Origin of the sequence: Lysinibacillus sp. NPDC056959, assembly GCF_042674095.1 — a bacterium.
GTDB lineage: Bacteria > Bacillota > Bacilli > Bacillales_A > Planococcaceae > Lysinibacillus > Lysinibacillus zambalensis.
Map to the genome: position 1 here is coordinate 117,308 of NZ_JBHURE010000005.1, position 25,799 is coordinate 143,106.

Consider the following 25,799-nt stretch of genomic DNA (forward strand, 5'->3'; position numbering starts at 1 on the left):
AATCGCTTTTTTCAATCATGAAATTAGGCTTTTTCTTAAAATTGCTAGTACTCATCAATTATAGTCTAACTTTAACCTCAGTGCCGTCCTTCGCTTTGACATCCACTATCACGATTCCCTTATAATTTTTCAGTTCCTTGACGATAGGCTTTAGTGTATTTTTATCTATTATAGGAAAAGTAAAGTCTATTTTTTTTCTTTCGAAAGGCTCTTTTGTCCATTTGTTTAAATTTCGTTGCAAAAGTTTTGAGGACAAAATTGAAATAACAATGTTTAATATAGCATATGGCATTGGGATGTTAAGCCGATAACCTTTTGTTTTCACTTTTACATGCATCATAAGCAAATCACTATTCAATGATGACCGAAACGGTATCCCCGTTTGCCGATTTAATATCAACAATTTGGCCATCTAATTCGTTTTCAATTGCTTCAATAATAAGGTTTATATCAATATCTTTAACGTATTTTTCCGCTTGAGGAACACTCGCTGCAATGCTGTGTCCAGCCAGTAATACTACCTTGACAAGTTTTATAGGTAAATTAACCATGACGTTATCATTTTCAGCTGATACAACACGGACTTTTAAAGTTTTATCTAAATATTTAGTCGGCTTATCATTACTTGTTTCTTCTTTTTCCTTTAATACTTGAATCAGTTCTGATCCTTGTTCTGCATCAATCTTTCCGTCTTGAACCATTGTTAATACTTTTGCAATTTCCTCTTTCATGATAAATTCCTCCCTATTCTTCTTTTAAAAGCTTAATAGCTTCTTCTGGTGTAATCTCGCCATTTTCCAGCATAGTGACAACTTTTTTCTCGTCTACTTCATTTTTCTTCTTTTGCTCATATCCAAGGGATGAGATAATGTCTGTTAGCTTGCCTCGAACCGTTGGATACGAAATCCCCAGTTCCTTTTCCACCTCTTTGATATTCCCTCTGCAAGTTAAAAATACTTCTACAAAATGAAGCTGATCCTTTGATAAAGATGCCAACTTAGATAATTCAAACTCATTTTCAATCGTTGTGTGACAATGAGAGCACTGCAACTTTGTAATTTTCAATATTTTACTGCAAACAGGACAATTTGTGATAACTTGATAAGCCATAGTGAACTCCCTTCCTTTTAGTTGATTTGATTATACAACAAGGAATTAAAAATACAAGTAATTAAAATTAAACTTTTTAATTATAAAAATAAATATTATTAAGTTGTTGTTTAAAATTATCAATTCTTCATTTCCGCTCTTAATGTGAATTAACTTAAGACTATATATTTTAACTCCGTCCAGCATTAGGCCAACAAATGTCTTTTGCGCAAATAGAAGCGGCAGCGGCTGACGATTGAACACCTATTAAAAGAAGATAAACAAAATTTGATCCCTATCTAAGAAATTCTCTTCAATAACGGCCATTCTTCCCGCTACAATATTATGGTAAAATTTTTTTGTTCTAAATTTTTCAAGAAAAGGAGGCAAGATATGGAGCATATAAAAGAAAAACAAAAAAAGGCAAAGAAGGACTTTAACCCAAAGGATGCTGTTTTTGTATTCTCTTCTTTTACATTCATTTGTGTGGCAGTCATTTTTGTTCTTATCGTTTATGAAGTATTCATGATACATAATTTCCTATCATTTGATCAGCCATTCAGGATGATCCTTAATATAGTTCTCTCTTCATTCTGTCTACTTTTGTTTGGCGTAATCTTAACATTGTATATTCCTTCGAATTACATGGACGAAACTAATAAAAGCTATCAAAACTATTCGTTGTTAACTATCTCTTCCTTTATGTTTATAGCAGCATTATTTGAATAAATGTTCTTTAGAGGAATTGTTCAAAATTCGCTTCTATTATTTATAGACCAACAATGGATTACCATTATCATAACAACTTTATTGTTCTTAGGGATGCATACTCAATACTTTAAAAAACCGATTATGTTAATCAATATCGCCGTTCCAAGTCTAACTTTCGGTTGGATTTATTTTGAAACAAACAATATATTAGCACCATTTCTTGTGCATTTTCTGATGAATCTCGGAATGACATTATTATTCAAATACAATTTAATAAGTATGAAAAGTTAATTTCCCCAAAACATCACTCCTCGAGGTGTGATGTTTTTATTCTTTATGACGTCTTACTAGTGTTTCAACAACGCACTCAGATTATCGTCAAAAAATTGTAAATCTTGCCTTCACATGCACGTTTTGGACAGTTTTGATATAGCAGAGTCAATACTTTAGATGCAGTTATGAATATGAACATTTTATATTCTTCTAAACAGTACATACATATCTTCCCCATTTGTTTGTTCACCTCAATTATGTTTTTCGACAATAAAAAAGAACACAATAAGATTTTTGAACCTTTTGTGGCTCATTTGTCTTAGTGTGTTCTTAAAATACATTATTTATTTTTAATTACGAAATGCAGATTATTGAATGCCTCCGTTAAATGGCCAAAATAAAACATTAATACCGTTCTTTGTTCCGATAGAAAGATAAGCTTCTTTGCTTTTACCGTCCCCATCTACTACTACATAATATTGACCAGCTTTGTAAGCATACAGTAAAATAACTCTTTATCAACAATTTGGTCCATGTTTGACTTATATAATAATGTATGGATTCTTTTGTTAGGCTTTCGAGGGGCTTCCATATATTTTTAATCTGACTATATCTATTCATTAAATAAACGGTAGACAAACTTTCGATTTTGTCTACCGGCTTATCTACAATAAAATAACTCCTTATAATTGACGTTCTAATAGCCAACTATCATGTAACCATTTTTCTGTTAACCGACCACCTTTCCATTTAATGTCTTGCTCAAATGCCATTATATTTCCATCAGGACCGACGATGACCCATGCCCATGAATCATTCTCTGGTACATAACATTTATATTTCATGCCTGTAAGCGTTAAAGCTTCTTTATTTACTTTAATATCTTCATCATGAGGGCGAATCCACTGATTTTCTAATTGATCAAATAATCCACTTTGAACTTTGTTCAGAAACACTTGAACAATTTCCTCTGTTCTTTTTTCAGATGGAAGCTGTTGATTGGAAGCAAAACGTTGATCCATCCATGTAATTCCTATGATTTTGTGACTTTCTTGTTCAACTGTAAAGGAATAATGCTCTCCCCCTAGCCCATTATTGTCTAAATTTTCTTTTTCATAACGGAAAACGAAAACATCTACATCATTCTGTTTGCCACTACGAACTTCTTTGAAATGGTATCCTTCAGGAATATCTATCACCTCTAGAGCTTTATCTAGTGCAATTTGATATGTTTCTTCTTCATTTTTCAATTCATGTTGTTGCATTTTCTTCACCTCGTAATTAGATTTTTGATTAATAGCAAAAGTCACAACAATAACAGTAATGGCAGCAATGGAAACACTAGTAACTAAAATTCGAATACGTTTCAACCGTTTATTCCCCTCTTTCTAGTATCTTATTTTTTTAGGTTTAATGAAAAATGAGACAAACAGCCCTATTCCAATAAGTACAGCAAAAGTTTCAAATGTTAAAAAATAATTTCCTGTTTTCAAAAGACTCATAGCAATAATAGGAGCTAAAGTGGCACCGATGAACAAAATAAATGTGTAAAGTGCTACAGCCATTCCACGGCTCTGTCCCCCTAACTGACCTACAACAGTAATCAGTGATGGTACCGTCATTGAAATTCCTGCGACAAAAACCACACTCATAATAACTAGAAAGGCCAAGTTCGAGCTTATTCCAAGAATAGTAAGACCAATAACCGCAAGCAATAAACCGCTTCGTATTACATTGTAAATACCGAATTTCTCCACCAATTTTCCTGAAAATGGTGAGAGCAGCATTCCAAAAATCCCTACAGCTCGAACAGACAAAATTTGATTGTCATCTAAGTTGAAATTAGTAGTTAAATAATTTCCTAGTACTGTATACATTCCGACGAATGAGAGTAATAAAGTAACCGTTATGATATAACAATAAATTAAATATATATTTGTAAAAATTGTTTTTAGTTGATGCATGGTGCTCATCAAATTTTCATTTTTATTAGTTCTCTCACCTTTTGGAATTAAAACAGCTACTAAAATCGCTGTTAAAAAATAGACTCCTCCAAGAATGTAAAATACACTTTGCCAGCCTAACCACTGACTTACTAAGCTACTAAACACCTGACCGATAATTCCAGCCATTAAAAAGCCAGAAGCAACAAATCCCGTAGCAGTTACTCTCCTTTCCTCAGGGAATACATCTACAATGTAAGCTAATGCAACAGGTGCGAAAGTTGCTGCTAAGAACCCTTGCATTCCCCGAAGTACAATAAGAAAAGTTAAAGTTTCTACAGTTCCTAAAATTGGAGAAATAATAGTCAAACAAATTAAACCTAATAAAATAATTTGTTTACGATCCAGTCGATCTGACAAATGACCGAAGATTAATAAGCCAATTGCATAACAAAGAGAAAATACACTACCAGTCCATGCTGCAGTAGCAGTAGTTTCATTGAAATTGTCAGCAAAAATCGATACTAATGGAATCGTTAAGTACAGGCTAGAAACAACTACAAGGCCACACCAAAATAAAATAAGTGTAATGAAGTTGTAATTATTTTTCCTACCATTGTTTTCAATAGTAGCGACCTTATTCATACAAAAAACCACCTTTATGATTTCACAAGCAATGTACATTACTAACATTGATTGTAACCTATTTACAATCAAAGTCAATACCAAACAACACTAATTTGTAACCTTTCTACTTTTAATGTAAAATAGTTACGAACAGTATTGGAGGGATTCAAATGAGCGAAAAACATGAAATAGATCCTATGTTAGACTTTGATTTACTGAACAAATTAGTTGTTGGAATAGGAGAAGTTTCAAATATAACAGGAGTTCCTACTAGAAAAATTCGTTATTGGGAAGAAAAAGGTATTATTGATTCAGAAAATGAAGTAGAAGGTACTACTCGTAGATATAACTACTTAAATATCAAAAAAATTCTTTTAATTCAGGAGCTCATTGATGAAGGATTCACTCTCGATGCGGCCGCTAAAAAAGTTGAAAACCGCATGAAAAATATTAACGAAGTGTTTTTAAAATTGGCGAACACGCAGTCCGAGAAAGATAGTAGTATCGAGTAATTTATGTATTCTTATGAACATTTTAAGAATGTTAAATATAAAGAAAATCACCCATTGTATATATGATTACATACAATGGGTGATTTCTTTTAGAATCTACTTAAACAACGTAATTAGAAATTTTTTTCTACTTATTTGCAATCTCAAATAGGATATTTAATCCTTTTTCCAACTCTTCCTCCGTTGCATAAGCATACGATAATCGAATATGTTGAGTATCTTGCGGATCGTAAATATAACCGGGATTAATGAGAACTTCGCGCTGCAATAACTTGGTAAATAACTCTTTATCAACAATAGGCTCATGAAACTTTAGCCAAATATAAAAGCCACCTTTTGGCTTATTCCACACTGCAATATCATAAAATTTTTCTTGTAAAATAGCCTCTACATAATCTGCTCTTTGCTGTAATTTTCGGCGTAAGTCGACGATATGTTTTTCATACTTTCCGGACTGCAGCCAATGCAGCACAATTTCCTGCGAGATGGCGCTTGAACCGTAATCTGTTTGCATTTTTATATCCGCTAACCGCTCAATCACTGTTGTTGGACCAATTAACCAACCTATTCTAAGTCCAGGGCTTAATGTTTTCGAAACACTTCCAATGTAAAGGACTTGCCCGTTATCATCCATAGATTTAATTGGAGGTGTTGCCGCTTCAAATAGCAATTCGTGATAGACGTCATCCTCAATAATAGGAATTCGAGATTGTTGACATGCTTCATAAAGCTGTTTTTTTTCATTCGTCGTCCACACCCCTCCAGTCGGATTGTTTAACGTAGGAACAGCATAAAATACAGCCTGCCTTTTTCTTTTTCGTTGAGCTAAAGTTTGTACAAGCTGTTCATCTCGATGGATAGCCATCATTTGCATACCTACAGATTGGAATGGATGCACTGAATTTAAATAAGATGTTTGTTCTTGAAATACGATAGACCCCTGTTCTAGCAGACCAACTGCAATGAGCTGTAAAGCCTGTAGTGCACCAGAGACAATGCACACATTTCGAGGCTTTGCATGAATGCCCCTTTTTGTCACGTATTCACAAATCGCTTCTCGAAGTTCATCGCTACCTTGCGGTGATGAATAACCTAAAGCTTTCGGTTGCAAAGAGAGCTCTTTCAATGACGCTTCAATTTCAGCTGTCGGTAATAAACTGGGTGCTAGCTCCCCGGTACCTAATCGAATGACATCATCACGTTGCTCGTATTCATTGATTAATTGAATGGTATGATAATTAGGCTTATGTAAGCTTGTATCAATAAAGGATTGCCAATTTGGCTGTGATTGTGTAATTAAGGAATGCCAGGAATTTTGAGCTACATAAATACCTGAGCCTATTTTCGACTCCAATATTCCTGCTGCTTTTAACTCCTCTAACGCCTCCTGAACGGTACTACGGTTTACCCCAAACTGCATTGCTAGCTGTCTTTGTGTCGGTAGCTTTGTCCCTGCTACCCAATCGCCCCGTTCGATATGCGCAATAACCCATGTCACAATTTGTTGCTGCAATGTCATTTCACCCTGTCTATTTGGCTGCCAGTTCATTCTTATCACCTCTAAAAATTGGGTGGATAAAAAACCATCCAATTGGTCGTTTTCTTTTAGTTATAACATATCTAAAATAGTTAGTGAAAGGAGGGAATGTTATTGGAAGCATTTCTTCATGGAATGATTTTAGCGTTTGGACTTATTTTGCCTTTAGGCGTACAAAATGTCTTTGTCTTTTCTCAAGGTGCAACACAGCCTCGTTTAGTTCGGGCCTTACCAGCCAGTATAACAGCCGCAATTTGTGATACACTTCTAATCCTACTTGCAGTATTTGGTTTATCATTAATCGTATTGCAATTTGAATGGTTACGGTTCACCTTAATGACTGTTGGTATACTTTTCTTACTTTATATGGGCTATACAATTTGGCGTTCAAATCCGGCAACTGCTGATAACAACGAAGCCCTACCTATAAAAAAGCAAATTATATTCGCACTGTCTGTATCTCTCTTAAATCCACATGCCATTTTAGATACAATAGGTGTTATTGGGACGAGTGCTTTAAAATATAGCGGTACTGAGCAAATATTGTTCACGGCAGCATGTGTTTTGATTTCTTGGTTGTGGTTTTTAGGTCTTATCATTGCCGGAGCATCGTTGAAAAGACTTGATAGCTCTGGGAAGCTTATGAATATTTTTAATAAATGCTCAGCGATTTTTATTTGGGCAACCGCTCTCTATCTTTTTAGTGGATTATTGTAATCTATTCACAAAAACACTTGCACTTACTATTTCAGGACACAATATATAATGGGCAATTTTTAAGCTGAACTAATTTTGATAGTAGTTCAGCTTTTATTTGTGCTTAAAGATATAGCTTGAGTATATTAATTTGTATCTGTAATTTTTCTATCCGTAACGGTGCAATTTAGTTGAATAAATGATTTCCCTTAATAAAGTTCGCACCACTTTGTTATGCCTTCGAAGTTATAGATATTTTTTTCGGAATGTTTCATTTACAATCTCTTTATTTTATAGGATAATGTAATAAATTGGTATAAATTGTTATATTCAGAAGGTTAGGTGGAGTTATTTGTTTAATAATTTAGGTATGTCTTTTTTATGGATGTTACTTGCTTATTCAGTCGCAACTTTAGTAGTTTTTATACATATGTTAATCACCAATAAATTTTTTGGTGTTCAAAATGCGAAACAGGCAGGTACAACTTTTTTAAAATCACCAGTTTATGTTAAATCTAGACCCTATCAGGTTCTTTACAATGTTTTAATATTTCCAATTTTTCTTTGGCTATATAGTAAAGGAATTGATACGAATAATGTAAAAGAATTTATGCTTTATACCGTTATCCAATGGACAACACTTTCAATAATAATTGACTATATTAGTTGGGTTTTAATTCCTCATAAATTTAGGTTAACACATAAAGAATTTTATATTGATTATCAACCTTATATTACTTTAATTTATGTTGCAATTTTTGTTAGTCATTATATAGTTGGATTTTTCATCTCGTAAATTTTGTAGGATTCATAAACCTCTCCCTCTTTACGAGTTTCAAAGTCAAGTGATTTAAAAAGTTCTATAATCTCAGGTGGGGACTTGTGACAAGATAAAAAATAACAGTCACACCTAGGAACCACCTTTTTATTCGGGCCTTAATATCACATTCACATACATATTTTCCTTATTTACCTATCTTTTCGAGCGACTGATCTATTGTATAATCGCCCACGTTTGCTCAAGAAGAACTTCTATTAAGTGGTAGTGTTGCACCAATCAACTCATCTTCCTGATTAAGATAATCCAAAACACTCTGTATATCCTCTTCTTTATAACTTTTGACAACTATCATATGCTTTATATGGAGTCCTTTTGGATTTATGTTTGGTTGTTGTAAACAGTTTTTTAACCGTTCTGGAGTATAAAGAATACACCATCTTTCACTTCCGTCATTCATTTTCAAACTTATTTCTATCCAATTTGTTTCATTAGGGTCATTTGATACTTCATCATCAAACGTCCAGCTTATTAAATCTATGATGCCCTCGCTATTTACATTAAAGTGGAATAATGGAAACCATCTTAATCGTCCATTGTCGCATTTAATACGAACCATTTCTTTATCATTATTCATATCAATCACTTTGTATAATTTACCTCTTGTTAATTCATCAGAGTATACACCTGAGGTACGACAAATCAAATTCTTGTTTTTCATAAAACCTCCAAATTTAGCGAAAATGGAATTTAAATCTTATAATTAATATTACTACGATTAACCAACCTACTTCATTAGTACAATAAGAAAAAAGAGTTGTATATGCAGCTCTTTAATCTTTTATTAATGTTGCCCATGCAGCTGCTTGCGGAATTAACTTAGCCGACTAAAATAAATCTAAAGAAGAATTAGAACCTTTATTATTAAGCGAACGTCGCAATTTAGTTGAAGAATTGCTGCATAGATTGGTTTTATGGAACAGTCCGTTTTAAATGATGATGCAAGTAGAACATTTTTGCCCTCATTTTGATGTTTTTAACCTGGCTTTATTGTCATGTAAGTGCCCTTATATTTAATTAAATTGAAGAATGTGAAAGATTGGCAGGGGGGCTATATTAGTGATGAGAACATACGGTGAATATACGACTAATAACGGGTCTATTGAATTCTCAATTCTAGGGATTGGAGAACCAGTACTCGTTTTTCATGGTGGACATTCGAATTGTCAAGAAGAATTTGGATATAAAGCATTATCAGAAAATGGCTTCTCAATTATCACACCTTCAAGAGCAGGGTACGGAAAACATCTAAGGAAATAGGAGATACGCTTTCCATGGCTTGTGACTACTATGCAAAGCTATTACAACATTTGAATATAGAAAAAACTCACGTATTGGCTATATCAGCTGGTGGACCAACAGGGATCATTTTCGCCAAAAAATTCCCACACCTTACCCGTTCACTTACTCTGCAATCTGCAGTCACTAAAGAATGGCTCACTCCAAAGGATCGAACATATAGAGCAGCATCGGTCTTATTCAATTCTAGAACAGAAAAATATACTTGGGGCATGATTTCAGCGATGAGTAATTGTTTCCCTCGCTTCATCTTCAAACAAATGTTTTCTTCTTTTAGCACTCTAAAATACAAAGATGCAAAAGACAAAATTAATTCGAATGACATTGCATTAACTGTTCAAATGAATAATCGCCAACGCTCTGGCCATGGATTTCTAATTGATTTATCACAAACAAAGGAGCTAACCGTTAAAAATTTAAAATCTATAAATTGCCCTACTTTAATTATGCATAGTAATTTTGATAGTCCAGTTGCTACAGAGCACACCATGCTAGCTCGCGAAAATATACTACATTCGAAACTATGTCTCTTGGATACTTGGGGACACTTGATATGGCTTGGTAACTCATCCAAAGATACTGATGATATAGTCATAAATTTTTTAAAAGATACTATCATTTGATTAAATAAATCTTCTGCTAGCTTTCAATGATCTACTAATGGAGAGCATATCATTAAAGTACTACATTACATGAAAAAAGCCTTTTGATTCCTGATCCCATTTAGTAATTGCATAAAGTATTTCTTTTGGGTTTGGATCGTGTTCTAAATAGCCTAGATAATGAGAAACGAGAACACCATAGCTTAAATCTTGACTAATAATCCATATATCATCATGATCGATATGTTCCCATAGAATGCTAAAGTTCATTAATGCCCATTTTCCATCAACAAGAAATATTGGACTATCACCTACCCCAAAAAACAAGTACACTAATTTATTTTCCATATCAATCCCTTGCACATAATGAATAACCTCATGTTCCCAACTAAATTCTTTTCTGAAATCACTATATTTAATCGCAAAATCCACTTTATGTAATTCATAATTCCATTTCTCTTGAACTTTATTTAGGATTTTTTCTAATTCTGGAGACGTAATCAACTCGCTTTTTTCTATAACGCTTGAAATATGTTTTGGAAATAAATTCATTAGATTAGTTCTCTGATTTTTTTGTTTGACAACTTGTATTTTTTGCTGCATTCTTCTTTTTCGTTCATCCATAATCTCACCTCTTCGCATCCAAGCACCCTTATAATACCATTAATTTAGCAATAAAAGGATTTATCTTATCTAACTTACCTGCGACATTAGTCGAAAATGAAGTCGAAAATGAAAAAGATGGGATCCATGTGGAATCCCATCTTGAAGTACAGCCCCCGACTGAACGCTAAAGATTTTACACCTTAAAATAAATAGAAACTTTTTCATCAAACATTTCTGTCTCTATATTTCGTTCACTGTGATCGGCACTTACATAATGAATATCATGTAACAACACATTTGCCTTTAATAATGCTTCGTACTGCTGGATAATCGTTTTAGCTTTGGCACTTCCAGCAATCGCAATCGATATATATTGCTCAACAGGAAGTTGCCATTTTTTTCGTGTATCTTGGATTGTGCGAATAAGTTCCCTAATTTGCCCTTCCTCAAGTAAGCTAGTTGTCAGCTGAACATTCAAAAGGACTCGACAAGAAGCTTCTTCGGCTAAGACGTATTGGTCTTTTACAACGGACTCTGTTAACACGTGAGCTTTTAGCAATGTTAGTTGTTCTCCATCAATCGTTAATGCAACTGAACCTGTTTGTTGTAATAAATTTTTCTCCTCATCACTTAAATTCACTACGTACTCTTTTACGCTGTTCACTTTTGCTCCAAATGCTGCACCTGCTGTTTTAAAATTAAGCTTATAATGAACCGTTTCATATGCTGAAAAATCATTTGTCCACAGGCATTCTTTTATATTTAATTCATCTCTCACGAGCTCGCTATATGGTTGATAATCCGTTAGTGCACCGTCAACTGAGACAATCATTTCACTTAAAGGTTGCTTCACTTTGATGCTTTGACTATTACGGATGCTACGGCCTAATTCTACAATTGTTAAAATATTTGCCATCTCGTTTTCAAGTTTTGTATTCACAAGCGCTTCATTGAATGTTGGGTAGTTTTGTAAATGAACGCTTTTTCCGCATAATTGTCGATATAAATCTTCTGCGATAAATGGCGTGAAAGGTGCTAGTAATTGACAAATTGTCGTGAGTAGCTCATACAGTGTACTGTAGGCACCACGTTTATCTTCTGACAATCCGTTAGCCCAAAATCTTGCTCGTGAGCGACGGATATACCAGTTACTTAGCTCCTCCACAAGCTTACCGATTTCACGTGTTGCTTGTGTAAATTGATAATCGTCCATCGATTTTGTCACTAGCTGAATCGTATGATGTAATCGGGATAGTATCCAATGATCTAGTTTTGTACGAGTACCTGTATTATTGGCATCGTATTGGAAGCCATCTATTTCTGCATATAGCTGATAAAATTTGAACGTATTATCTAGTGTATCGATTAGTTTTGATTTAGCATCCATCACAATTTTCTTTGAAAAGCGTTTAGGATTCCAAGGAGAACTGTCAACTAAAAACGCCCATCTTAATGCGTCTGCTCCGTACTGTTGAATTAGTTCAACTGGCTCTAATGCATTGCCTTTACTTTTCGACATCTTCTGTCCATGCTCATCTAAAACATGCCCTAAAGAAAGTACATTTTTATAAGGTGCTTTACCTGTAAATAAAGTCGATACGGCTAATAAACTATAGAAAAAGCCACGCGTCTGGTCAATCCCTTCAATAACAACATCTGCAGGAAATTGATTGTTAAACGTATCGAGGTTTCCAAATGGAAAATGATGTTGAGCAAATGGCATCGAACCACTATCAAACCATACATCAATCACTTCTGGTGTGCGTTCCATGTCGCCATTACAAGTTGGACAAGTACACACAACTTCATCAATATAAGGCTTATGAAGCTCTATGTCTTGTAAATTGCTCTTCGATAACACTTTTAAGGCAGCAATACTATTTGGCGCTTCTTCATGACCACAATCGTTACAAACCCAGACATTGAGTGGCGTTCCCCAATAGCGATTTCGGCTAATATTCCAGTCCACTAAGTTTTCTAAAAAGTTGCCAAATCTACCGTGTTTAATATGTTCAGGATACCAAGTTACTTGTTCATTATTTTGTAAAAGCTTATCTTTCAATGTAGACATGTTGATAAACCAACTATCAGTTGCATAGTAAAGCAAAGGTGAATCACAGCGCCAGCAATGCGGATAGCTATGCTCATATTTTTCCTTATCGAACAATAGCTCATCATTAGCGAGCATTTTAATAATGTCAACATCACAATCTTTCACAAATTTACCGACAAGCTCTGGAACATCTTCTGTATAACAGCCTTTCAAATCAACAACATTGATAAATGATAGCTCATTTTGCTGAACCGTTTTATAATCGTCCTCCCCATATGCAGGTGCGATATGAACAATTCCAGTTCCACTATGCTCTGTGACATAATCGGCCAGCACAACGACATGACCTTTATCAACGGTTACGTATGAAAAAGGCGGGATGTACGATACGCCTTCAAATTCATGCCCATTATGCTCACTTAATATTTCAACGGGTTCAGTAAAAATCTTTTCTACTAATGATTTTGCCAAAATATATACTTTATCATGTTGCTTCACTCGAACATACACGAGCTTAGAATTCATCGCTAAGGCAACATTAGCAGGTAATGTCCATGGTGTCGTTGTCCAGCCAAGAAAATACTCATCTTTGTCCTTTAGCTTAAACATTGCCGTTACAGATAAATCTTTGACATCCTTATACCCTTGCGCAACCTCATGAGAGCTTAATGATGTTTGACAGCTAGGGCAATATGGGGAAACACGGTGCCCCCTATATAAAAGTTTTTCCTTATGCACATGGCTTAAAATGTTCCAAACGGACTCAATATAATCATTGCTAAGTGTTAAATAGGGATCATCCATATCAATCCAATAACCAAGCTGCTCTGTAAAGGAGCGCCACTTCTTCTCATAAGTAAAGACACTTCCCTTACACTCTTGAATAAATTGTTCAACGCCATATTTCTCAATTTCTTGCTTGCCAGAGATACCTAGCTTTTTTTCCACGCCTAACTCTACAGGCAAACCATGTGTATCCCAACCAGCTTTACGTTCAACTAAATAGCCTTGCATTGTTTTATAACGAGCTACTACATCTTTAATCGTTCTGCCAAATGCGTGACCTACGTGTGGTAAACCATTTGCTGTTGGCGGTCCTTCATAAAAAACAAAAGGCTGCTGTCCAACACGATTGGTCACGGATGTTGCAAACGTGCCTTCTTGCTCCCACAATGCTCGGATCCGTGTTTCTCGTTCAACTGTAGTTTCCTTCTTTTGTTCTGCTTGCATATTAGTTCCTCCTATACAATTATTTTTGTATAAAAGGCATACAAAAAACCCCGTCCCAAGTAAGGGACGGGGTTAACCGCGAATACCACCCTAATTCTATTGAAGCAACGTTCAATAGCACTCAGCAACGTACAATCATACGTGTTCTTTTTAACGGTAGACACCCGGATCAGCTTACTATGTTCAGCTAATCTTCTCAGAGAGGATCTTCATGTATCACCTGCACACCGACTTCCACCAATATGTCGGCTCTCTGTAGAACAAAATGAAACACTACTCTTTCTCATCAACGAATTTGTATGCTTTTATTGTCACTCATCGTAACAGACTATTTTTCGTCTGTCAATAATTTCAAAGTACTACTATTGGTAGTAATTTCCCTATAATTCATCGAAACATGTTTCAATGCGTTTATGAAGAGCTGCGAACTTAGGCTTCCCATTTGTTTTAATATAAAAGCTTTTCACAAAGGATTTACAGTTAAAAACTAAAATTCTGTGATGCTGTACATCGAGCTGTTCTTTTTTTACTTTTAAAGTAATAGGTAATTGTTGCAGTAATTTAACGATCTCTTGTTCATCTAAACCTTGCTCAAGCATTGTGAAAATAGGAACTAAAATCCGTTCATCTTCATTATGAATGAAAGCATAATTTTCTTGCAAAATCGCGTTCCATAACGCGCTAACAATTTCAATATAAGTAGCTTTATCTAATTTTGGATTTTTCACCAACTCATCGATGGCATCAGCCATATGGGCGACACTATGAGCCCACCCTTTCACCGGCACATAGCCCCTTACATCCTTTTCTGCTGCTAAATAAGCTAGTACTTTATCTTTACAATCAGCGATGTTCTGCTGGGATAAAAAATCGTCTGCGTTATCTCTAAATAATATTATGGCAATCAATAGCGACGTAAATGTACGGGTAAAAACTAAATCTGATTCGTTTTCTTCAATACCCTTACATAATAAATTATTCAAACACTCCTCTAAAAGCTCCGTTAAAAGAGAATGCTCTAGTAAGTCTTTTTCACGGATCAATTCATAAAACAATCCATAAATTAAGTTATCTCGTAGTTCACTATCTAATGAGCCAATATGTATCATCATTGATTGTATGATTTGCGTTTGGTCCTCTTGCTGCCAGCTTCTACCTCCACTATTTAATTCTCTAAGAATTTCTTTTAAGTCGTTTTCCTTTAATAAGGGTTCATTTTTTAACATTCGCACTGTTGCTCTCCTTTTCACGTTTTTTTATTCTGAATAATCATAACTACTTTCATGATAAATGCCGTCAAGCTTCCATCCCTTATTAAACCGTACGTAAGTAAACTCCTTCTGGTCGTTGTCCATTACAACAATCACCTTGCTTTTCCAAGGGAAAGTTGCCGCACGCACCTTTCCATTTCTGACCTCATTAATTTGGTCGGACAAAGAAAGCAAAGTAGATGGCGTAACACTATTTTGTATCAAATATTGCGGACGGTCAGAGCTATCTTCAAATTCCTTCATTACTTGTTCATGAAAGGCAATTACTTTTTTGTTTGTATCATACATACAAATCCCTAGTGAACTAATGCATAAAACGATTAAGCTTCCCAATAAAATGCCATGCTTTTTCTTTAACCCTATATAAAATCCCCATTTATATTCCTTTTTGTATAAATAATAATATATACCTATACATATTGGCCAAATAAAAAGAAATTGCCACATTAACACCACCCAAAAGATATCACCAAAAGACACAAAATATCTAATCATATTGTGGTTTAAAAACCAAAGGGGTAAAGTCCAACGCCAAGCTAAATTTGAGTGGTGAAGATAGAATAAATGCTAACGCATTGTCCATTATTGCAATTATCAATGATTTATTCACTTCCCTGTACCTATTTTTCAAGAATTCAAATACTTACAATAATTGTCCCTATTCCAAATATAAAAAACAGCTAATAAAAAGCTAGACATTCTTGAATTTTTGAATGTCTAGCCTTCTTGTTTTAGAATCATCTTTTTCTTCTGCTAAATCTGCAATCGATATGTTGTAGGAACATTAGTCTAAATTTTCATCAGAAAAAGGCGCAATGACCGCTTTTTTTGTTGAAGAAAGCACAATATTCGTTGAAGGCGTACCATAAGGCATTGCGTCGTCAATAAACTGCTCTAATGTTTCCACTGAATTGGTTGCAATTTTTACAATGTAACTGATTTCACCCGCTACACGATAGCATTCAAGGACATCGGGATGTGCGTTACAAAAATCCGAAAGACTTTTACAATCAATGGATTTAAATAAAATTATGGCTTGAATGTCGCGATTGATCTTTTTTAAATTAACCCTTGCACCGTAACCTTCAATAATCCCCTGCTCTTCCAATTTTCTTACACGTTCAATAACAGCTGGAGAAGATAAATGAACTGTAGCCGCTAACTCTTTCATCGACATTTTTGCATTTCGCTGTAATTGCTGTAATATTTCTGTATCTATTTGATCCATATGTATCCACCTTTTTTAATAAATTAGATTTGAAAATTCCTTTTATTATAAAGTAAATCATCTAAATTACATTATACAGATTCTGTCATTGAATAGCCTTATTCATTACAATTAAACGTATAAAGGAGGCATTACTAACATGAGAAAAATATTATTACTATTAGCAAATGGATTTGAAGCAGTTGAAGCAAGTGTTTTTACAGATGTACTTGGCTGGAATAAATGGGAGGGCGACGGTACAACAGAAGTCGTGACTGTTGGATTGCATCAGCAATTGCAATGTACATGGAATTTTAACGTAGCTCCTGAAAAATTACTTCATGAAATATCATTAGAGGATTTTGATGCACTTGCGATTCCTGGAGGCTTTGAAGAGGCAGGATTTTATGAAGATGCTTTTAGCGAGGAGTTCCAGGCAGTTGTTCGTCATTTCGATGAACACAAAAAACCGATTGCGACGATTTGTGTAGCTTCCCTCATTTTAGGTCATAGCGGAGTGCTGCATAATCGAAAAGCTACAACTTATAATCACCCAACAAGTAAACGATTAGCACAACTTCAATCCTATGGTGCAGACATCGTCAACGAACGAATTGTTCGAACTGAACATATTATTACATCCTCCAATCCCGGCACTGCATTCGATGTTGCATTTAGCTTATTAGAAATGCTGACAACAGTCGAAAATACAAAAAAGGTAAAAGAATTAATGGGGTTTAATTAATTTAATGAAGCTGTCTCCACTAAACACTTGGAGGCAGCTTCATTTCATTTAATTTGATATTAAATGATTTAATTTCGAACCTAATTCTTTATGTTTTGTAACTAATGAAATCGTTCTAGATCTTCCAAAATTATTAATCGGTAAAGTAAAAAGTTGAAGATGGCCGATATTTTTAGCCATTAATTCTGGTACAATCGTAATCCCCATTCCAGAAGTTACTGCGCCAAAAACAAAATCCCCAAAGTTCACTTCACTAATGATATTCGGCGTGTAGCCAAGTGATTGTATTTGTTCTACGATATCCTTCCTTGAATCACAAGGAGCTTGATGAACAATAAGCGGCTCCTCACACAGTTCTTCAAGTTCAACTGCTATTCTTGAATTAAAACGATGGTTCAAAGGAAACACAGCATAATAAGGTTCCGAAAACAACTCCCAATTCCACAAAGATTCTCCCGTATACTTTGCATCCACAAAGACTGCATCAAGTCTCCCTTTATCTAAAGATTGTAACAGTTCTTTTGAAGTATTTTGTATCATCAATGTTATAGGTCGACCAAGTTGCTTAAGTTCATTCATTTTGTTTGGCAAATAGTAAGTGGCTAAGCTAGGCAGACCACCGATGGCAATAGGATTGCTTTGACTAAATTGCTGCAATTCTTCACGAATGGCTGTTAATTCAGTTAAAACAGGTGTAATTCGAGTGTATAAACGATCGCCAGCTTCGGTTAATTCGATACCAATGGAAGTCCTATGAAATAATTCGATGCCAAGATTATTCTCTAAGTTTCGTATATGTTTACTTAGTGCAGGTTGGGAAAGATTCGTAATTTGAGCAGCTTTAGAAAAACTTTTTTGATTGGCAGCAGCAATAAAACTGTGTAACCATTCTACATTCATTGTATCCCTCCATACCCTATAACGATTTGTTATACCCTTATAAAATAAGGATTGTTCCATATCCGGTGATTTTTAGTAACCTATTAAATATAGAAGTGCTTCGATTATAACATAACGTTATAGGTTAGCAGCTTTAATTTATGGAGGTTCAATATATGAAAAATGTTTTATTATTAGCCTTTGGCATGTTTGCCTTGGGTTTTGATGCTTATGTGATCGCAGGATTGCTCCCAGGAATTAGCAATACGTATCAAAAAAGCACATCACAAGTTGGTCAGGCAGTGAGCATTTTTACTTTATTTTACGCAATATCAGCGCCGTTCTTTTCTTCTTTACTTGCCGGAAAACCCATTAAAAAAATCTTAATATGGTCAATGCTGCTCTTTACAATAGCAAATAGCGTTACAGCTTTAGCTCCGACCTTTTCTATTCTTCTACTTTCGAGAGCAATTGCGGGGACTGGGGCTGGTTTATTTTCACCTTTAGCTATAGCAGCTTCTACAAAGTTCGTTTCTAGTGAAAAGAAAGGAAGAGCTCTAGGATTGACTATAGGAGGAATGAGTATGGGAACAGTGCTTGGTGTTCCTTTAGGTATTTATATATCAAACTTATATGATTGGAAAATAACACTTTGGCTATTAGTGATGATCGGTGTCATTTCTATTTTATGTATGTATTTTTTTCTGCCCGATTTCCCAACAACACCTCCCCCCGCACTTAAGGAACGATTAAAAATGTTCCTTGATAAAAGAGTAACTATAACTGTAGGTGTAACATTTTTCGCCAGTGTTGCTAGTCTTGGATTGTACACATACCTCTCTCCCCTTATAGAAGAAATGACAAGCTCGAGTAATTTAACAATGTACCTTTGGGCATGGGGATTCGGTGGCTTGGTTGGAAGTATATTGATTGGTTACTTAATCGACTACTTCGGAAAACTAAAAACTTTAGTTACAATCATTTTATTTACTTTAACATTATCGATTATTAGTATACCCTTTATGCTTAACTTCCCTATTTTAAAATACTTACCGTTCTTTGTCTGGGGAGCAATGGGTTGGGCTTGCCAGGCTCCTCAACAACATATTTTACTCTCACAACAGCCGAATAACGGAAGTTCGGCAGTGGCATTAAACAGTTCTTTAAATTATTTAGGCAGTGCAATAGGCGCAAGCTTAGGTGGAGTCGTATTGTCTATACAGACGGGAACAATAACATTGATTTATTTCGCAGTAATTTCAATGTCACTCGCGATTGGTTTACAGTTTTATAGTATGAAGAAATTTAACAGATAAACTGATTTGAAAATTGTGGCTCTAACCGTCTAATTGATGATTTTATTCTGCACTTCGATGGTTAGAGTCGCAACTTTTGGGTTATATACTTCATTTTGGTTAGATATCCGGCAGTTCATAGGGGTTATTCTTCATTCAATCGGAGCAATCTCTCGTTTTGAAGGTTCTTTCCGTCGCCCTGACAATTCTATCCGTCACTTTGACGTTTCTATCCATCATTTCGACAGCTCTATCCACGACTTTAACGATTCTATCCACGATTTCGGCAGTTCTATCCACGACTTTAACGTTTCTATCCACGATTTCGATTAATTTCTAATCCGACCCTTTCATTTTGAAAGAAGTAGATAAAAAAACCGACTTCCCAGGAAATCGGTTTTGTACCAAGTGCAACTGACTAGCGTTACGGATGCGAACAATAACTTTAATCCGCATTCATTTCACCACCTATTGTGATTGGAGACTTCCGTACTGTCGCTTTGCATCCATATAAAAAAACAATTCACTAAACATTACTGACAATAATTTCGCCAGTAGTCGCGTCAATATACCGGATAGGTAACTTAGTTTGTCGATCATACGCTTGATAGATAAGTTGATAAGACTCAATTTCGTTTTCGTCATTTTTGTCCCAAACCAATTGAAAATCGATATTTTCTAGAAATCGACGATACGCTTTTTCCAAAGATATAGCTGGTACTGTAGGCATTTGGCGAAGTTCATCCAAATCAAAATTCGGTCCACTATAATAATCAATCAGACCAGTTGTACGATTAACAACGACGATCACCATATCCGCAATAGGTAATCCTTGATTATGGGCATGGAATATAAATGAGTTTGATTCTCTTTCATCCTCTTCTTCATCTCCTCGAATTAATCGTTGGAGATAAGGATAGTAGTCAGGAATTACTTTTTGTAAAAAGTCTATTGCTTTTTCATAACATGCTTCTTGATTAAGCTGTAGATTTCCTAGGCGTTTATGCAACCATCCAAAACTTTGTATTTTACCAGTATTTTTTGCAATAAAAGCTTTTACGGTATCTTCTGACTGCATTTTAAAAAAGCTGTTCACCGATAAATCTTTTTCTTGCATCTCCCAATTCTGCTTACGCCATACCATTCCTAGCTTTGGTCCTATATTCACTTCTCGAATAAGCTCCAGGTCATCTGTAATCCCTATGATTGCTTCATTCGTCACTTCATTGGCCATTAAGCTAGTTGGCAAAGGAGGAAGAGCAACATATCTTTCAGGCTCATTTTCATCATGAATGATCTTTAAAGTTGGTTCTAATACATCTGCTTTAAAATTTAAAAATGAAAGTACCTCATACACGAGATGAAGTCCTTCTTTCTTAACATTGTAAACATCGCGAGATAATTTTGTAATCACTAGTTGTAACGACAACGCATTACGTACATATTCCATCAGATTTTCTTTCGAAACTAGCTTTAAAGGGATTTCAGGACTCGTCTTCACACCGTTGTATCTAAATTTAACAATATTGCCCAATGCATCAACATCAATAAAACAACCAGCTTGTGCTAATGGTACATCCATAACAAACTGTTCAAAAGAAAAGCGTTCTACACGCGACAGTTTTTTCTTTTGAGAAAGTGTTAAGTCTTTTAAAGCTTCTGGATAATGACTGAGTAAAAATTGTTCCGCACTTCTTCTTTTTTCTTCAATAGGTAAAGTAACAGCTTCAGGAACAGTATCATTAGCTTCAATAGATAAATATACGAGGTGACCAGTGCAATCTAACTCAACAGTCATACTTTCATCCTGTTGTTCATTCGCCCATGAAAACATCACTCTTCCGTCTTCAGAATACTCTTCTATGATTAGTTCATAGTGACTCGGTAACAGAACAATGGATAAAGCACGTCTTTTCAGTTCATCTTTTTGCAAACCAATGCCTCCCATACAAGTTTTTTTATGTATAGACAAAAACCGACCTCCTAAGAGATCGGTTTTTTATTTAAATGATTATTGAGCAGCTTTTGCGCGAAGAACCATTTGTAGGATACCACCGTGACGGTAGTAGTCTACTTCTACTTCTGAGTCGAAACGAGCTAAAGCTTGGAAAGTTTTAACTGAACCGTCTTCAGATTTAGCAGTTACTGTTAAGATTTCACGTGGTTTTACGTTGTCAGTAATGTTAACAGAGATTTCTTCTTTACCAGATAAGCCTAAAGTATCAGCTGATTCACCTGGCATGAATTGAAGTGGAAGAACACCCATCATTACTAGGTTAGAACGGTGGATACGCTCGTAAGATTGTGCGATAACTGTTTTGATACCAAGTAAGTTAGTACCTTTAGCAGCCCAGTCACGAGAAGAACCCATACCGTAGTCGTTACCAGCAAGTACTACTAAGCCAGTACCTTGCGCTTGGTATTTCATACATGCGTCATAGATGTACTCTACTTCACCTGTTGGCCAGTAAGTAGTGAAACCACCTTCTGTACCAGGAGCAACTTGGTTACGGATACGGATGTTTGCAAATGTACCACGCATCATAACTTCGTGGTTACCACGACGAGAACCGTATGAGTTGAAGTCACGGATTGCAACACCGTTTTCAATTAAATATTTACCTGCAGGTGTTTCTTTACCGATTGCACCAGCTGGAGAAATATGGTCAGTTGTAATTGAGTCACCAAACTTAGCCATAACGCGTAAGCCTTCTAAGCCTTTAATAGCTTCTGGCTCTTTTGCAAGACCTTGGAAGAATGGTGGGTTTTGGATGTAAGTTGATTTGTCATCAAATGTGTATAGAGACTCAGTTGATGTTTCAATTGCATTCCATTTTTCGTTAGCTGTGAATACAGTTTCGTATTCTTTTTGGAATAATTCACGGTTAACTACAGTACCTAATACAGCGTTAACTTCTTCAGTTGTAGGCCAGATATCAGCGAAGAATACTTCGTTGCCATCTTTGTCTTTACCGAATGAATCTTTTTGTAGGTCAACATCCACAGTACCAGCAAGTGCATAAGCAACAACAAGTGGTGGTGAAGCTAAGTAGTTAGCTTTTACAAGTGGGTGTACACGGCCTTCGAAGTTACGGTTACCAGAAAGAACTGAAGTTACGAATAGGTCGTTCTCTTTGATAGCGTCTTCGATTTCAGGAAGTAATGGACCTGAGTTACCGATACATGTTGTACAACCGTAACCTACAGTGTTGAAACCGATTTGGTCAAGGTATGTTTGTAAACCTGAATCTTCAAGGTAACCAGTTACTACTTTAGAACCTGGTGCTAAAGAAGTTTTCACCCATTTAGGCACTGTTAGGCCTTTTTCTACAGCTTTTTTCGCAACTAAGCCCGCAGCGATTAATACGTATGGGTTAGATGTATTTGTACAAGAAGTGATTGCAGCGATTGCTACAGCACCTGTTGGGATTTCTACATCACCTTCAGCAAATTTAGCTACAGAAGATTTTGCGAATTCATCTTCAGTTAAACCGAAACCTTGTGTACCTTGTGGTGCCACTACTGCTTCTTTGTAACGAGAACGCATTTGAGATAGTGGAATTAAGTCTTGTGGACGTTTTGGACCAGAAAGGTTTGGTTCGATTTCAGCTAAGTTTACTTCTAATACGTCAGTGTAAACTGGCTCTAAAGTTGGATCGAAGAACATGTGGTTAGACTTTAAGTAAGATTCTACAACCGCGATGTGCTCTTCGTCACGACCTGTTAAACGCATGTAGTTTAATGACTCTTCGTCAATTGCGAAGAAACCACATGTAGCACCATATTCAGGAGCCATGTTAGAGATTGTCGCACGGTCAGCTAGTGGTAATTTAGTTACGCCAGGTCCGAAGAACTCAACGAATTTACCAACTACGCCACGTTGACGTAATACTTGAGTTACTTTTAATGCTAAGTCAGTAGCAGTAGTTCCGTTTGGAAGATCGCCAACTAATTTAACACCGATAACTTCTGGAATTGGGAAGTATGAAGGTTGACCAAGCATACCTGCTTCAGCTTCGATACCACCAACGCCCCATCCAAGAACGCCGATACCGTTGATCATTGTTGTATGTGAGTCAGTACCTACTACTGAGTCAGGGAATGTTTCGAAAGTACCGTCAGCATTTTCGTTTACGTGTACAACTGGAGCTAAATACTCTAAGTTTACTTGGTGAACGATACCAGTTGCTGGTGGTACAGCACGGAAGTTATCATAAGCAGTTTGAGCCCATTTTAAGAAGTTATAACGCTCAGCGTTACGTTCGAATTCTAGGTCCATGTTTGCTGCTAATGCAGATGCATTACCGTATTTGTCAACTTGTACTGAGTGGTCAATTACAAGGTCAACTGGAATAGCAGGGTTGATTTTGCTTGGGTCGCCACCCATTTCTTTCATTGCAGAACGTAGAGAAGCAAGGTCAACTACTACTGGTACACCAGTGAAGTCTTGTAATACTACGCGAGAAGGTTTGAATGGAACTTCAGCTTCTGGATTTGCGCCGTTACCCCATTTTGCTAATTCGTTTACGTGCTCTTCTTTGATAACATATGCATCATATTGACGTAAAACTGATTCTAATAATACTTTGATTGAGTAAGGAAGGTTTGAAACTTTTGCAACGCCAGCTTTTTCAATCGCAGCTAAGTCATAGTAATTATAAGTTTTACCATTAACTTCGAATGATGCGCGGCTGTTGTGTAAATTACCTTGTGCCATTTGCGGATCCCCCTAAATATCTTTTTGAAAAGGCCTATATAAATTGTTAAAGCATCTTTTCTCCAATACCCATGATAGCTCATTTATATTCATAAGTAAATTACATTAATATTATCTTTTTCAATAAGTAATCCTTATGACATTGATTTCTATCCAAATGTATTTAATTTTCACGAGTGCATAACATCAAGGTTTTACAAATCGGAGATTTTTATACCTTTCTATATAAGTGTATTTAAATGTATTTAACTGGGGCACTTTCTGGGGCACTTTCTGGGGCGCACGTAGTTTTTTTATAAATGGTGCCCCACCTTATAAAATCGAATATTTAAAACAATCGTCTGGACAGATACGTTTTAATAGAAATTTTTAAAAAAATAATTTACAACAACTAGTATTTTTTATTCTTTATTTTTTGGATTTATGTTTCAAGAAAATCAAAAACAGTCACTCATTATTTTTCAAATTTTATAAAGCTTCTTTCCCAAAGATTATTGCTGTTAAAATTAAAAGGCAGATTTAATCTATAAAACGTGTAGAATAAATTCTGCCTTTTTGTTTTGATATTTAGTGAATCGAAATTTAACTAAAGAACACGTTAGTTGAAGAAGAACAGCGTCGCTTATTCAACAATCGAGCCCGATTGTTGAATATCGTCTTTCTGTGTCCTCAAACTTTTAGAAATTTTTATGTAACGAACTTTACAGCCTAATACATTTCAGTCCATACTGCGCTATTTTTTATATTTCGGGCTTACTGTTTACCGAACGAAGAATTGACGAATTTAAACATGTGATCTCGTCTAACTATTAAAGAGGAGAAACCACAAGTTGATAGTATTCATCCGGCGTATAAATAATGTTGTATGGCGAGAATATCCCTATTATATATTGTGGCACAGAATTATCACTTTTTAAGCCAGGAATGTTTACATAAGCATTTTTGCCGAAGTCTCCATTGTCTCTGGCTACTTCAACATATTTTCCATTTATTTTTTCCATTACTACTACTCCATAATTGTATCCGCCAGGAACTTCCAAAGCAACTTGATAGCCATTAGGATTATTTCCATATTCAAATTTCCAATAATCAACATCATTTTTTGAACTGATATAACCTCTATTTATAGCCTGATTGTAGTTATAAGTCATAAGAAAACTGCCAGTATCCCAGCTATCGTTAGGTTCTGTTTCCCACTGAATATAATTCTCTGAGGCAGAGGCACCTGTGGACAATAAAAATATTGAGAGTAATGTCATAATAGAAAATGTATAGAGTTTCTTCATTTTTCAAAAACCTCCTAATATATTGTTTGGCTGACCAGCTAATACTAGATTACCATATTATATCCAAATTAGGAAGTATTTCACTTAATATGGTTGTAATATTGCATATTATGTTGTAATTAAATAGAAAATAAAGTCGAACTCTATATAATCAGAAGTTGTAAAGAGGCTAAGGTAGCAGGATTCACAAATATTCACCAATGACCCCAGCGTATTCATCCAAACTAGATAGGGATGGCGATGGAATAGCTTGTGATAAATAATTTCTAATAAAAATAACCAGTAGCTCACCTGCTGTTGTTTAACATAATGTTTGATTAAAAGCATGCTGCAAAACATTGATTTTATAAATAACAATTAAGACCACCCATCACGGTGTGGTC

At 35.4% G+C, this 25,799-nt stretch carries 24 protein-coding genes, 1 pseudogene and 1 other annotated feature; of the genes and pseudogenes, 9 read left to right on the forward strand and 16 right to left on the reverse strand.

Features of this window, described 5'->3' with window-relative positions; genetic code table 11:
* Window positions 1-58 precede the first annotated feature (58 nt).
* Genes ACFTQ7_RS08365 through ACFTQ7_RS08375 form a run of 3 tightly spaced genes read right to left on the reverse strand, consistent with a single transcriptional unit; the run spans window position 59 to window position 1,110 of the window.
* Complete coding sequence (locus ACFTQ7_RS08365; protein WP_386828106.1) at window positions 59-340, reverse strand: hypothetical protein; 282 nt, start codon at window positions 338-340, stop codon at window positions 59-61.
* A gap of 10 nt (window positions 341-350) precedes the next feature.
* Window positions 351-731 carry an SHOCT-like domain-containing protein gene (locus tag ACFTQ7_RS08370; protein WP_386828107.1) on the reverse strand — a complete coding sequence of 127 codons (381 nt, stop codon included), beginning with the start codon at window positions 729-731 and terminating at the stop codon, window positions 351-353.
* Window positions 732-744: 13 nt separating this feature from the next.
* Entirely contained in the window at window positions 745-1,110 is a 366-nt protein-coding gene (locus ACFTQ7_RS08375; protein ID WP_386828108.1) for a DUF2089 domain-containing protein, read from the reverse strand.
* A 372-nt stretch (window positions 1,111-1,482) separates the two neighbouring features.
* Here ACFTQ7_RS08375 and ACFTQ7_RS08380 point away from each other — a divergent pair, with 372 nt between their 5' ends.
* Window positions 1,483-1,818: a hypothetical protein gene (locus ACFTQ7_RS08380; protein WP_386828109.1), complete on the forward strand. Its 336-nt coding sequence runs from the start codon at window positions 1,483-1,485 to the stop codon at window positions 1,816-1,818.
* A complete protein-coding gene (locus tag ACFTQ7_RS08385; RefSeq protein WP_386828110.1) occupies window positions 1,819-2,091 on the forward strand; it encodes a CPBP family intramembrane glutamic endopeptidase in 273 nt (90 codons plus the stop codon).
* A gap of 665 nt (window positions 2,092-2,756) precedes the next feature.
* Here the strand turns inward: ACFTQ7_RS08385 and ACFTQ7_RS08390 are convergent.
* Together ACFTQ7_RS08390 and ACFTQ7_RS08395 are read right to left on the reverse strand one after the other, a co-directional pair.
* Window positions 2,757-3,443: a hypothetical protein gene (locus ACFTQ7_RS08390; RefSeq protein WP_386828111.1), complete on the reverse strand. Its 687-nt coding sequence runs from the start codon at window positions 3,441-3,443 to the stop codon at window positions 2,757-2,759.
* Between the two features lie 18 nt (window positions 3,444-3,461).
* Window positions 3,462-4,661 (reverse strand): MFS transporter, encoded by a 1,200-nt coding sequence (locus tag ACFTQ7_RS08395; protein WP_386828112.1) that lies wholly within the window; start codon window positions 4,659-4,661, stop codon window positions 3,462-3,464.
* A gap of 152 nt (window positions 4,662-4,813) precedes the next feature.
* On the opposite strand from ACFTQ7_RS08395, the gene ACFTQ7_RS08400 reads away from it, so the two are divergent.
* Complete coding sequence (locus ACFTQ7_RS08400; protein WP_386828113.1) at window positions 4,814-5,155, forward strand: MerR family transcriptional regulator; 342 nt, start codon at window positions 4,814-4,816, stop codon at window positions 5,153-5,155.
* Between the two features lie 127 nt (window positions 5,156-5,282).
* Here ACFTQ7_RS08400 and ACFTQ7_RS08405 read toward each other — a convergent pair whose 3' ends face one another.
* Complete coding sequence (locus tag ACFTQ7_RS08405) at window positions 5,283-6,704, reverse strand: aminotransferase-like domain-containing protein (protein WP_386828114.1); 1,422 nt, start codon at window positions 6,702-6,704, stop codon at window positions 5,283-5,285.
* Between the two features lie 102 nt (window positions 6,705-6,806).
* Between ACFTQ7_RS08405 and ACFTQ7_RS08410 the strand changes: the two genes are divergently transcribed.
* Together ACFTQ7_RS08410 and ACFTQ7_RS08415 are read left to right on the forward strand one after the other, a co-directional pair.
* Complete coding sequence (locus ACFTQ7_RS08410) at window positions 6,807-7,409, forward strand: LysE/ArgO family amino acid transporter (protein WP_386828115.1); 603 nt, start codon at window positions 6,807-6,809, stop codon at window positions 7,407-7,409.
* 331 nt (window positions 7,410-7,740) lie between these two features.
* Complete coding sequence (locus ACFTQ7_RS08415; RefSeq protein ID WP_386828116.1) at window positions 7,741-8,184, forward strand: hypothetical protein; 444 nt, start codon at window positions 7,741-7,743, stop codon at window positions 8,182-8,184.
* Window positions 8,185-8,407: 223 nt separating this feature from the next.
* Here the strand turns inward: ACFTQ7_RS08415 and ACFTQ7_RS08420 are convergent, their stop codons facing one another.
* Complete coding sequence (locus ACFTQ7_RS08420; RefSeq protein WP_386828117.1) at window positions 8,408-8,887, reverse strand: hypothetical protein; 480 nt, start codon at window positions 8,885-8,887, stop codon at window positions 8,408-8,410.
* Window positions 8,888-9,285: 398 nt separating this feature from the next.
* On the opposite strand from ACFTQ7_RS08420, the pseudogene ACFTQ7_RS08425 reads away from it, so the two are divergent.
* Window positions 9,286-10,148, forward strand: a pseudogene (locus ACFTQ7_RS08425) (alpha/beta fold hydrolase).
* A gap of 60 nt (window positions 10,149-10,208) precedes the next feature.
* Here ACFTQ7_RS08425 and ACFTQ7_RS08430 read toward each other — a convergent pair.
* The 5 genes from ACFTQ7_RS08430 to ACFTQ7_RS08450 form a co-directional block, all read right to left on the reverse strand.
* Window positions 10,209-10,751, reverse strand: a complete 543-nt coding sequence (locus ACFTQ7_RS08430) for a hypothetical protein (protein ID WP_386828118.1) — start codon at window positions 10,749-10,751, stop codon at window positions 10,209-10,211.
* A 175-nt stretch (window positions 10,752-10,926) separates the two neighbouring features.
* On the reverse strand, window positions 10,927-14,016 hold the full coding sequence (ileS, locus tag ACFTQ7_RS08435; protein ID WP_386828119.1) for an isoleucine--tRNA ligase: 3,090 nt from the start codon (window positions 14,014-14,016) through the stop codon (window positions 10,927-10,929).
* A gap of 59 nt (window positions 14,017-14,075) precedes the next feature.
* Window positions 14,076-14,315, reverse strand: a binding site (T-box leader).
* Window positions 14,316-14,396: 81 nt separating this feature from the next.
* The gene (locus ACFTQ7_RS08440) at window positions 14,397-15,242 is read right to left on the reverse strand and encodes a DUF2785 domain-containing protein (protein ID WP_386828120.1); all 846 of its coding nucleotides are present in this window, start codon (window positions 15,240-15,242) and stop codon (window positions 14,397-14,399) included.
* A gap of 30 nt (window positions 15,243-15,272) precedes the next feature.
* Window positions 15,273-15,734: a hypothetical protein gene (locus ACFTQ7_RS08445; protein ID WP_386828121.1), complete on the reverse strand. Its 462-nt coding sequence runs from the start codon at window positions 15,732-15,734 to the stop codon at window positions 15,273-15,275.
* Between the two features lie 337 nt (window positions 15,735-16,071).
* Window positions 16,072-16,515 (reverse strand): Lrp/AsnC family transcriptional regulator, encoded by a 444-nt coding sequence (locus tag ACFTQ7_RS08450; RefSeq protein WP_386828122.1) that lies wholly within the window; start codon window positions 16,513-16,515, stop codon window positions 16,072-16,074.
* A 139-nt stretch (window positions 16,516-16,654) separates the two neighbouring features.
* Between ACFTQ7_RS08450 and ACFTQ7_RS08455 the strand changes: the two genes are divergently transcribed.
* Entirely contained in the window at window positions 16,655-17,239 is a 585-nt protein-coding gene (locus tag ACFTQ7_RS08455) for a DJ-1/PfpI family protein (RefSeq protein ID WP_386828123.1), read from the forward strand.
* A gap of 48 nt (window positions 17,240-17,287) precedes the next feature.
* Here the strand turns inward: ACFTQ7_RS08455 and ACFTQ7_RS08460 are convergent, their stop codons facing one another.
* Window positions 17,288-18,139, reverse strand: a complete 852-nt coding sequence (locus ACFTQ7_RS08460) for a LysR family transcriptional regulator (protein ID WP_386828124.1) — start codon at window positions 18,137-18,139, stop codon at window positions 17,288-17,290.
* A 155-nt stretch (window positions 18,140-18,294) separates the two neighbouring features.
* Between ACFTQ7_RS08460 and ACFTQ7_RS08465 the strand changes: the two genes are divergently transcribed.
* Entirely contained in the window at window positions 18,295-19,434 is a 1,140-nt protein-coding gene (locus tag ACFTQ7_RS08465) for an MFS transporter (protein WP_386828125.1), read from the forward strand.
* A gap of 505 nt (window positions 19,435-19,939) precedes the next feature.
* Here the strand turns inward: ACFTQ7_RS08465 and ACFTQ7_RS08470 are convergent.
* The 3 genes from ACFTQ7_RS08470 to ACFTQ7_RS08480 all read right to left on the reverse strand — a co-directional run bounded on the left by ACFTQ7_RS08470 (window position 19,940) and on the right by ACFTQ7_RS08480 (window position 25,416).
* Window positions 19,940-21,385, reverse strand: a complete 1,446-nt coding sequence (locus tag ACFTQ7_RS08470; protein WP_386828126.1) for a YcdB/YcdC domain-containing protein — start codon at window positions 21,383-21,385, stop codon at window positions 19,940-19,942.
* Window positions 21,386-21,424: 39 nt separating this feature from the next.
* Complete coding sequence (gene acnA, locus ACFTQ7_RS08475; RefSeq protein WP_386828127.1) at window positions 21,425-24,130, reverse strand: aconitate hydratase AcnA; 2,706 nt, start codon at window positions 24,128-24,130, stop codon at window positions 21,425-21,427.
* 809 nt (window positions 24,131-24,939) lie between these two features.
* Window positions 24,940-25,416, reverse strand: coding sequence for a hypothetical protein (locus ACFTQ7_RS08480; protein WP_386828128.1), 477 nt, complete (start codon window positions 25,414-25,416; stop codon window positions 24,940-24,942).
* Window positions 25,417-25,616: 200 nt separating this feature from the next.
* Here ACFTQ7_RS08480 and ACFTQ7_RS08485 point away from each other — a divergent pair, with 200 nt between their 5' ends.
* Complete coding sequence (locus ACFTQ7_RS08485; protein WP_386828245.1) at window positions 25,617-25,679, forward strand: excalibur calcium-binding domain-containing protein; 63 nt, start codon at window positions 25,617-25,619, stop codon at window positions 25,677-25,679.
* Window positions 25,680-25,799 lie beyond the last annotated feature (120 nt).